The organism is Parasaccharibacter sp. TMW2.1890, assembly GCF_023337645.1.
GTDB lineage: Bacteria > Pseudomonadota > Alphaproteobacteria > Acetobacterales > Acetobacteraceae > Bombella > Bombella apis.
The window spans coordinates 1-8,532 of the sequence record NZ_NWUV01000006.1 but is presented as its reverse complement, the minus strand read 5'-3'; the positions used below and the strand labels follow the sequence as shown (position 1 = coordinate 8,532).

Annotated in this window: 4 protein-coding genes and 1 pseudogene; 2 read left to right on the top strand and 3 right to left on the bottom strand. The window is 44.4% G+C overall.

Going from position 1 to position 8,532, the window contains the following annotated elements; all coding sequences use genetic code 11:
• Together CPA54_RS09115 and CPA54_RS09110 are read right to left on the bottom strand one after the other, a co-directional pair.
• Positions 1–542 (bottom strand): annotated as a pseudogene (locus CPA54_RS09115) (hypothetical protein); the annotation flags it as partial.
• A 9-nt stretch (positions 543–551) separates the two neighbouring features.
• Positions 552–1,502, bottom strand: a complete 951-nt coding sequence (locus CPA54_RS09110; protein WP_249086191.1) for a lipopolysaccharide assembly protein LapB — start codon at positions 1,500–1,502, stop codon at positions 552–554.
• Positions 1,503–2,079: 577 nt separating this feature from the next.
• Between CPA54_RS09110 and CPA54_RS09105 the strand changes: the two genes are divergently transcribed.
• Positions 2,080–2,559 carry a helix-turn-helix domain-containing protein gene (locus CPA54_RS09105; RefSeq protein ID WP_249086189.1) on the top strand — a complete coding sequence of 160 codons (480 nt, stop codon included), beginning with the start codon at positions 2,080–2,082 and terminating at the stop codon, positions 2,557–2,559.
• 394 nt (positions 2,560–2,953) lie between these two features.
• Positions 2,954–3,463, top strand: coding sequence for a helix-turn-helix domain-containing protein (locus CPA54_RS09100; RefSeq protein ID WP_249086188.1), 510 nt, complete (start codon positions 2,954–2,956; stop codon positions 3,461–3,463).
• Positions 3,464–3,637: 174 nt separating this feature from the next.
• Here CPA54_RS09100 and CPA54_RS09095 read toward each other — a convergent pair whose 3' ends face one another.
• Positions 3,638–8,302 (bottom strand): glycosyltransferase, encoded by a 4,665-nt coding sequence (locus tag CPA54_RS09095; protein WP_249086186.1) that lies wholly within the window; start codon positions 8,300–8,302, stop codon positions 3,638–3,640.
• Between the last annotated feature and the right edge of the window lie 230 nt (positions 8,303–8,532).

The following is an 8,532-nucleotide window of genomic DNA, read 5'->3' as shown; positions in this document are numbered from 1 at the left end:
TTGGCCTCACTGGCAACATACGCAGAAATTGTTACGATACGTTCAGCATTTTTTACGTCCTGCAGGCGCCGAAGATAAGCTTCTTTGTCCCCTTGAGCTGGTATGTAACGTTCTGGCTCTTCGATTGGAATAAGATCATGCAGCGTTACAATGCTTCGGAACAGGTCAGGATTGACTGAAACAACGGTGTTATCCCAGAAGCCTTCGAAAATGCTTGGATTAAATACGATATCAGGACGAAACTGCGCAATGAACACGCTGTACAAGTTTTCTGCCGCATGATTACGCCAGGCATTGTTTGGATCTGAGGAGGAGGTACCTTCAAAAAGGCTACAGACGACAATAGAGTCCTGCCTAATAAAACCTTCAAGTTCCTGACGTACATAAGCTATTGAGCCTGGGAAACGGTCCGTCAATAATATGGTGAAAGTATGTTCTCGCCCTAAACGGAGCATACTTTTAGTCAAGGCAAGGGCATAACGGCCAATCCCGCGAAATCGGCTTCCATTTTGGCAAGATTGGAGATCAATGAGAATATGCATCGTGAAGAATTATTCCTTACAGGCAAGTGAACCAGAGAAATATTTAAAGATTGTTTTCTGGGAGTTGCTTAACCATGGCTCCTCATTAAGATAACGATCCGTTTTTGGTATCACTTTCAGCTCAGATTGGAGGTGATTGTTTAGTGAAGGTTGTTGGGAAAAGAGGATGGCCTGCAAGCGTTTAATCTCCTCGAGTGACGGAGAAAAATCTTCATTAAGCTTCGCAGAGGCTTGATAGGCAGCAAGCGCACTCTGTCTTCGCCCAAGCAACCTTAATGCATTTCCTGCATGATAGTATTTTTCAAAATCGCCAGGTGAGGCCAGGGCTGCACGACGATAAGAAATGAGCGCATCTGCCACCTTGCCCTGTTCAATCTGGCAATGTCCGAGTTGCATGAGGAGAGCAGGATTGTCAGGGCATACTGCTAGCGCAGAGATATAATATTGTTCTGCACTAGCCCATTCGTGACGACGCCCAGCTTGGCGTGCTTTAGTGCGATATAGCCGTGCACGTATGGTCAGATCAGGGATATATGGCGAGATATCATTTGAAATAGGTAGAAGAGTTGCAGTGAGTATTATAGCATCACGGTCATCTTCTGTCTTTTGTCCGAGTTCTTCTAAAATTTTTAGTAAGTCTGTTGCATTGCCATTCAAAACAAGAGCTCGAGCAAAGAAAGTAACAGCACTTTGAACTTCGGATCTTGAGCGATGAAAAAAACCTGCCTGAAGCTGAGCATCTAGAAGGAAAGGTACACGTCCGGCAGCTTCATGATAGCTATGCATAGCCTCTGCAGCCTGCCCATTTTCTTTATAAGCGTGTCCTAACTGAACCAGCGTTTTGGTATCTAACTGCGCTCGAGGACCTATTGTATTATAAACTTTGATTGCCTCTGCCCAATTGTGAGCCCTAGCTAATGAACGTGCTTTTGCGCGTTTTCTGATACTGATGATCATCATATTTCTTTAAAAAAGACCATAGTTCGTTTGGTTCAGTTACACCCATCGTAGACAGATGGGCTATAAAACCTGATTTTTCTTGTTATCTCAAGTGGGTATCTTGATATGTAAGTAATTGATTTTTATAAATTTAAAAAAACTCTTTTTCATTACGTGTATGGTTGCCTAATGTTAATATAATTAATATTATATTATATTTATCTTAATAAAGATAATTGCCATATGAATAATATACTTCGATATTTTTATTTTTAATACAAAAAATCCTTCTCACAATAAGTAGTAATAAAAACTTATTTCTGGTAACGAAAAAAAATACCATAATGATTAATGAAATATTTCCAATAAGCTGGAACTGCCATGAGGAAAAATAATTTTTTCAATGAAAATAACAGAAACGCTTGACGAAACGACGAGAAAGAAGAAAACATCTCTAATCGTCCGTCGCATGGTGGGCGGGCCTGTTGGTAGCAGTGCCCACCCCAGACAGCCATGCCCAACTCTAAATCACACGGCCATCGTGTGCTGGTATTATATGCTTCCTCTCTTCCGTCTTAAAGCCTTTTTTGAAACCCTTGTGAAATTTCACCGGATTACGCCGCATCAGGGGCGTGTCTATCAGGTGTTGCTATCTTACTTCGGCAATAAGGGCTGCTTTCCGTCCCATTCTACACTGGCCGTTGAGTCCGGTGTATCAGAGCGTACAGTCCGCAATGCTCTCCGTGAGGCCCGGATGCGGGGCTGGATCACATGGACCAACAAGCGGATCGGCCGCCGTCAGACGTCCAATCTGTATCAGATCACTGTCTCTTCGACCTATGTGAATGAGGTCTTGAACGGTCTTCGGCAGCTCAAGCGGAAAAGCGCAGAAATCAGCCATTTTTTCAGGCGGCAAAATCTGCCGGGAAGTCCCTATTTTTATATAAAAAAGGCGTCCCAGAAGATATGGAACGGTCTGGAACAGCCCTCTGATGGGCTAACACCATGGCAGAGGCTCTTCCGGGACAACCCCGAAGCCGCCATGAACCAGTATCTGACCTCATACCGGACCCAATAACGTCCCATCTTCCCTGTCAGCACGGCCTGAATTTGCTCAAGAAGAGGAGCCAGAGGGAGAGGTCTGTCCTTCAGAGGAACCAGTGTTCCCTTAGTGTGCCCTATTTTTTGCCGCTAAAATGAGGGCAGGACAGGTGAAGTAGGCCCACCTCTGGCGAACCTCTTCACATCTGCCTTATTCGCAAGGCTCAACGGATTAGGAAATATGCCTCGCATATCCCCTTTTTTTAATTATCAAACCGAAACAATATAAAAATCATATTGACGGCAGAGCAATATGGTCATCTTGTAGGGAAATCGTCCATTGCATGGTGGGCGGGCCTGTGTCCAGCAGTGCCCACCCTAGATAGCCATGCCCGACAAAGGATCACACGGCCATCGTGTGTTGGTATTATATGCTTCTCTCTTTCCGCCTTAAAGCCTTTTTTGAAACTCTTGTGCAGTTCCGCCGGATTACGCCGCATCAGGGGCGTGTCTATCAGGCGTTGCTATCCTACTTCGGGAGTAAAGGCTGTTTTCCGTCCCATTCCACACTGGCCGTTGAGTCTGGTGTTTCAGAGCGGACGGTCCGTAATGCCCTCCGTGAAGCCCGGATGCGGGGCTGGATCACATGGACCAACAAGCGGATCGGCCGCCGCCAGACCTCCAATCTGTACCAGATCACCGTCTCATCGACCTATGTGAATGAGGTCCTGAACGGTCTTCGGCAGCTCAAGCGGAAAAGCGCAGAAATCAGCCATTTTTTCAGGCGGCAAAATCTGCCGGGAAGTCCCTATTTTCATATAAGAAAAGCGTCCCAGACCATTTGGCGGCAGATGGAAAAGCCCCCTGAAGGGCTGACACCATGGCAGGAACTCTTTCGGGACAACCGTGAAGCCGCCATGGCCCAACTCAGAGCCCTCTGACGCTCCGTTTTTTCTGAAAGCCTGGTCTAAAATCTGCTCAGGAAGAGGAACTGGAGGGAGAGGTCTGTCCTCCAGAATGTCATTTGCCGCCTGACAGAATGGCTGTTTTCTGCCATTTCTTCAGGCGGCAAACAAACTTTCACAAAGGTAGATTTATTCCAACTAATATTTTCATCAGTGTAAAAGGTTACGTGAAACGTTCCAGCCTAAACGACGCTCTTGTACAAGACCATTAATCATATTTTCTAAACGGGTTGCCATAAGATTCCAATCATGTGCATCGAGCCATTCATGCATGTTAGCTTGAACATTCCGACGAAGTGCCGGACTTTCGAGTAAATTACCGATAACTCGAATTAACTCATTCGGATCATTATTCTCAGCCCATGCAGCAGCATTCCCAAGTTCTGAAAATATCTGCACTCGCGTTGCAACAAGAGGTACCATAGTTGCAAGAGCAGTTCGTACAGCTCCACTAGCTGAATCATCGCTTTCCGAATAAGGAAGCGCAATAACATCACATTCACCAAGTAATTTTTCAATTTTTTCGACAGGAAGAAAATCAAAATACCATTCAATAGCATCTTCAATTCCAAGCTTTATTGCCATATCTTGACAAGATTGAATGAAACTATCTTGGTCATTACCAGGGAAACGTGCATTAACAAGACGTAATTTTATTCCTGGCCAGCGTCTCTTAAGACCAGCAATCGCTTGGATCAACTTATCGATCCCTTTATGACGGAAAAAGAAGCCATGACAGCCAATAATTGGCGAATCACTTGCCCCAATTTGTCGAGGCCAAGGGGTATTATGCGGTGCAAATGCACCATGAGGAAAGAGACCGAGATTTTTTGTCAGCCCCAAACCTAGAAGAAAATTCATATCGTCAATATTATGCACAAGAATACGCGTCATCTTTGAAAGACCATTGATGATCATTGCAGCTTCTTCTCCACTTACCCGTCGAAGATTACGTGCATTATGAAGAACAGCAATGGATACCATCGTTGAAAGTCGAGGATCGTTTCCTATGCAACCTAGTTGTTCCCATGAAATCAGTCCGTCCTGATGTTGAATAACAATGGCCTCTGACCCTTTGGAGTAAGCTGCATCAACAATTTCTATTGCTTTATCTCCAATAAATTTCCAAACATTTTCATGGTGCAATACACCTTGTCTGGTAGGAGAACGGTAATCACTAAAAATAGTTAAGTTTTTCTGTTGTTCTGAACTCATACGCATTAGGAGATAATCCGAATATTGGGCAATGCCGCATTGGATAGCCCAAGTGCTAACCCAAGCAATTTTTGCAGGTGATGTATCACGTGGCTCAAGCAAGCTACGTGACATGGCCGTGAAGCGTTGAGTCCATGCTTTTGTGTCTCCTTCGACATATGAGACTAAAAGCGCACTTTTTGCACGGATACTAATTTCATCCCGTCGATTGGGGTCAGCAAGCTCACGTAAGGCATTCACAAGATCTTCGACGTCAGGTTCCAACCACATCGCATGAGACCCTTGGACATGACTTGTGGAACGTGCAAACCGATATCGGATAAGTCGTGCTTGTTCCGGACCACAAAAATCACGCTGACCACCCTGAGCTGTTACTATAAGTGGAAGCCCAGAAGCCATTGCCTCAAGCGCAGGGAGATTAAAACCTTCTCCTCTCGATGGTAGCACCATGGCATCAGCAGATGCATAAAGATCACGCAACTCTTCGCCATTCATATCCTTATTGATGATTATTACCGGTGCAAGGGAGGGCACTTGTTTGCGAAGGTTATCTAATTGTTCTTCGGAATCATTGTGTGGATTTGGAAAAGTCTTGATAATAAGTTCAACATTATCAGATGCTGAAAATGCCTTGGCCCACGCTTTAAGCAGAACATCGATCCCTTTACGTGGGAAACAAGACGAAACATGCAGAAAGCGTCTGATAGGTTGATTTGGAACTCTAGCCTCAGCCATTTTCCAGAATGGCTTTAGATCTACAGGCTGTCCGATCGTTGCGACAGGAATACGCAATCCGGAAACATGAAGTGCGTCAGCAACAAAACTGGTTGGCGCTATGACGGCATTGAAGCCACTTGCAAGCGTTTTGATAATCCCAACCGGAACATGCGTTTCTTCCCAAGCGAAAAGGGAGATAGCTAAGCGCGGGTTCCATGTCGGAGGCATAATTGGCCAATGCTGACTGATTACGATCTCTTGTGCTGGTGATGGCAACGATCGTTCAGATAATTCAATCATTAAAGGCTGTTCATCCTTTGGAACACCTTCAGTATGAGTGATTGGATCTGTTTCAAATGGCCTGAAATGAGTTTTATTTGGAAATTCATCATTAAGTGTCATTGCTATAGAGCGATTTATTATAGCAAGACTGTAGCTACCAAGAAGATGTCCCATAACTGTGTAGTGCATCATCGACATATTGTGCGCCAAACTGCTCATACGGTCGGCAATGGCTGTAGCAATTATTTTAAAATTTGGCGATAATATGTGTCTTGTAACAGAAGGATATTCTTCTATATTGTATTTATTCTTTGATATTCCAATATCAAGAATATCTACATGAATATTTTTTCTTGTTGCCCATTTTAAAATATTATTAGTGCTATGACTTATGGTGTTGTCTTCTTTTAAATTGCTAATTGAGCTAGAAAATTTTACATTTCTACTTTTTGACCACTCTATAATTAGATCTGCAATATTTGAAGATTCATTCTTCATATGCATAGCTTCACCGACTGTGCAGTAAATAAGAGCTGCTCCGTGCTCTTGACTTGTTCGTAATGCTGCTTCGGAGGACTGAGCAAAAGAATGAAAACCATCAAGCCCTATGATTTTGTCACCCGCACGCACAAGAAACTCATGATCTTGTGCAAACGGAGCAGCCTGACCAGAAAGGTTGGCTATAAACTGATTAGCAACCACGAATTTGCCTTCGTGCTCGAAAACCGCACAGACTGACTTGCCTCCTTTGCGTATTAACGCCAGAAGATGAGCAGTAAGATATGGATCAAGACGACGGATCGAGTTAGGTGATGCGTAGGCGGTAATATCGAAGCACAACATCGTATCACGTTCGAAAGCCATATTCCTTTCGAGTGCTGAACACAGTTGTCCCAGATCAAGAGAACTGGCGCGGTGTCCACGAATGCTTCCTGCCAAACGTTGTTCAAGCCTCATTCGAATTCCAAGTTCTGTATCTGGGATGTCAACAGTCCTGAGAATACGGTCAATCCACGGTGCAATATTTGCTGAAGGCGGCGACATAAGAAGAGAAGCAGAACGACACCCGCTTTTACGACATTTTACAATGATCTCATCCATTAAGGATGTCAGAATAGTGTCTTGAGGAGCGCATACATGCGTCGGGAGGGAGACGTCTGCCGCATCGTGCGTATATCGCTTGATAATATCTGTTGGAAGGTCCTCGCCGAGGAAAAGCAGATCACTGGCAGACATCAATCCGCGAAGGTGCGGATAAATCGAACCTACGACATGACGAATACCATTACGCATATGCAATGTTTCGTCCGAAAGTAAGGTAAACTGACTGTCATCATCACTCGCATGGATTACGAGTTGGGCATCGTGAGATATTGCGTTTAGACGCCGAAAGGCCTGCAAGATCGGTGTTGCTGTAACCGGATGCTTAACGATCACAACAAAAAGAGGTACATCTGCAGCAATGCCCATTGCTGTACGATATCGTGTTGCCGACTTTAGGTCCGTACTGAGCGGTAAAAGTGGCAATCCCTCTTTACCCTCAAATAAGACTTCAGAAGCAGCATTCCGACAAGACGCCCCCAGAATTACTTTTTTCTCTTCTAGAGTTTGGGGCTTAACAAATAGGCCAGCCATTCCAAATAGTGCATATTGATCATTGAGTAGGGAACTATTTTCAATGTTGCATTTTATGTCAGGAATTGGTGACTGTAGTTCAATATATGGACCAGGTCGAATGCCCATGACTTTTGCAAGATAAGGATTAGTATGGACGTCTCCAACATAGAGTACTTGATCGAAACGTGAAGCATTCCAATCGAACCAGACAAGATCGCGGAGTTCGACAAGTGCAGCTGCATTTTGATCTGCGTCGAACCTTTCATGACCAATCAATGTGACATGCGCATATTTTGAAAGAAGCGCAATCAAAGCTGAAAGACGTCCAGCAACGTGATGTCCGGTATCGAGTTGTAGAGAGACAATTGCTAATCTCGGTCTTCCAGTAACCGTACGAAACGTCAAAGATAGTCTTTTAGGAGATGGAAGTTTTTCAATATGACTTAGAAGTGTACGTGCAGTGTTGTTCCAACTAAATAAGCTTGCACGGTCAATACCATATGAACGAAGCTCCGCACGTAATTTGGGAGTCGTAAGTATTCGTTCCATCATGGCACCCATTTCCTCAGGATAGGTCGGATCAAATAAAAGATCGGAGCGCCCCATGACTTCAGGTAAAGACGTTGTGTTAGCACATAATGTCGGTGCGCCGCATGCCATGGCTTCAAGAGGAGGCAGTCCGAACCCTTCGCTCCATGATGGAAACGCATACAGAGCGCATTCTGCATATAGGGCTATAAGGTCTGTTTCAGATACAAAACCTGTGAAGACCAGAGTATCAGCAGGAAGTCCCTCTGCACGTATGAGGCTCATGAGATAGTTACGTGCGTAATCGTCGAATTTTCCAGCTATCACGAGCTGATGGGTATTACTGACATTACGCGACATACTGCCGAATGATGCAATTAGTCCTTCAAGGTTTTTGCGATATTCGAGCGGACTTGTGTTGAAAACGAAAGGTCGAGAAATACCTAGTCGTTTCATAAGATCAGTACGATTGATACTACCTGGAACTGGTGGAGAAAAACGCTCATCAACACCATTGAGTGCTATAATTATTTGATCTGGATCAGCAGCTATCCGTTTTTTGGCCTCACTGGCAACATACGCAGAAATTGTTACGATACGTTCAGCATTTTTTACGTCCTGCAGGCGCCGAAGATAAGCTTCTTTGTCCCCTTGAGCTGGTATGTAACGTTCTGGCTCTTCGATTG

What these genes read in the sequence shown, in the direction of transcription:
- CPA54_RS09100 (WP_249086188.1), top strand. Translation starts at nt 2,954, where the DNA reads ATGCTTCTCTCTTTCCGCCTTAAAGCCTTTTTTGAAACTCTTGTGCAG.
- CPA54_RS09110 (WP_249086191.1), bottom strand. Translation starts at nt 1,502, where the DNA reads ATGATGATCATCAGTATCAGAAAACGCGCAAAAGCACGTTCATTAGCT.
- CPA54_RS09095 (WP_249086186.1), bottom strand. Translation starts at nt 8,302, where the DNA reads ATGAAACGACTAGGTATTTCTCGACCTTTCGTTTTCAACACAAGTCCG.